Origin of the sequence: Psychrobacter sp. TB20-MNA-CIBAN-0197, assembly GCF_040309765.1 — a bacterium.
GTDB lineage: Bacteria > Pseudomonadota > Gammaproteobacteria > Pseudomonadales > Moraxellaceae > Psychrobacter > Psychrobacter submarinus.
In genome coordinates, this window is the sequence record NZ_JBEOPC010001308.1 from 1 (window position 1) to 240 (window position 240).

Annotated in this window: 1 protein-coding gene; it reads left to right on the forward strand. The window is 37.1% G+C overall.

Annotated features, from left to right (window positions below):
• Positions 1–19: 19 nt before the first annotated feature.
• A partial coding sequence (locus AAEY83_RS18190; RefSeq protein ID WP_351061499.1) for a hypothetical protein occupies positions 20–240 on the forward strand: 221 nt, incomplete at its 3' end.

Sequence of the window (240 nt, forward strand, 5' to 3'; positions counted from 1 at the left end):
GCCTAACAATAATGCAATTATGGGCGCTGTAGATAAGAATGAGTTAGGCGTAGCCTCTTCTTCCATGAATTTATCACGCACAATTGGTAATTTATTTGGAATGAGTTTAGTCAATCTAATTGTCCATTATTATTTAGGCGACAAAACTTTTTCGGCGCAAAATAGCACTGCATTAATGAGTACAATCTCGCTGGCATTTAATATTTCGTTGGGTTGTGTGGTTTTGGCAAGCTGTATTTC